This window comes from Phormidesmis sp. 146-33, from assembly GCF_052939515.1.
In genome coordinates, this window is sequence record NZ_JBJPHU010000293.1 from 1 (window position 1) to 1113 (window position 1113).

The following is a 1113-nucleotide window of genomic DNA, read 5'->3' on the forward strand; positions in this document are numbered from 1 at the left end:
ATTGCTCAGAAGAACCTCGAATCATCGGCAGGGAGCGGAAGTATCCCGAATGACGCAAGGTAGAGGTCAGGTCTGAGACCCCCCAAGGACACCCAATATTGGGAACAACTCATGACACTAGAGAATTTGTACATTGGCATTGATGTCAGTAAACGGACACTGGACGTTCATCTTCGCCCCTGTGGACAAAGCCTGAAGGTGGCGAACAGCGACCTGGGATTAGAGGCATTGAGCCAAGATCTGCCCGCCCCTGAACAGGTGAAGCGGGTGGTGCTGGAATCGACGGGAGGGTATGAACGACAAGCAGTCGTTTGGCTAACCCAGCAAGGGTATGCCGTGTCAGTGATCAACGCCCGGCAAGGACGCAACTTTGCCAAAGCCGCCCATCAACTGGCAAAAACCGACCAGGTGGATGCCAAAGTGCTGGCGTGGTTTGGGGAAGCGATGCAGCCTCCGGTGCGCCCCCTGGCAAGTGAAGCCCAAGAGCAACTGAGCGATCTGGTGACCCGCCGTCGGCAGTTGGTCGAGATGTTGACCTCGGAGCGCAATCGGGCGGTCTTGCTGCGCGGCAAAGCCCAAGCCAACGTCGAGCAGCCTATCGACTGGTTGCAAGAGCAGGTCAAGGAACTCGACCGGACGATCGCACAGCAGATCAATCAGTGTGAGCGGTGGCAGCACACTCAAAAGCGGTGGGTGAGCGTTCCCGGCGTGGGGTCGGTGATGAGTGCCACGTTACTGGCAAGTTTGCCAGAGTTGGGACAGTTGACGCACAAGCAGATCGCCACCTTAGTCGGAGTGGCCCCCCTGAACTATGACAGTGGTCAGATGAAGGGCAAGCGGCGGATCTTTGGCGGTCGTGCGCCCGTCAGGCAGGGGTTGTACCTGTCAGCTTTGGTTGCCGTTCGTTACAATCCGGTGTTGAAAGCGTTTTATAATCGCCTTCTCGATCGTGGCAAGTTAAAGAAAGTGGCTTTAGTCGCTTGTATGCACAAGTTGCTGACCATTCTTAATGCAATCGTGAAACAGGGCAAGGCTTGGCAGCCTCCTGCTGAAGAAGCCAGCCCTGAAAAAGTTGCGCTTCCGGCTTGACATTCAAGATAATCGCTAAATCCC

At 55.7% G+C, this 1113-nt stretch carries 1 protein-coding gene; it reads left to right on the forward strand.

Annotation, left to right across the window (positions count from 1 at the left end; translation table 11 throughout):
- The first annotated feature begins 111 nt into the window (after positions 1–111).
- Complete coding sequence (locus ACJ2PR_RS36060) at positions 112–1089, forward strand: IS110 family transposase (protein WP_446880664.1); 978 nt, start codon at positions 112–114, stop codon at positions 1087–1089.
- Positions 1090–1113 lie beyond the last annotated feature (24 nt).

Coding starts and splice junctions, on each gene's coding strand:
- ACJ2PR_RS36060 (WP_446880664.1), top strand. CDS start 112: ATGACACTAGAGAATTTGTACATTGGCATTGATGTCAGTAAACGGACA.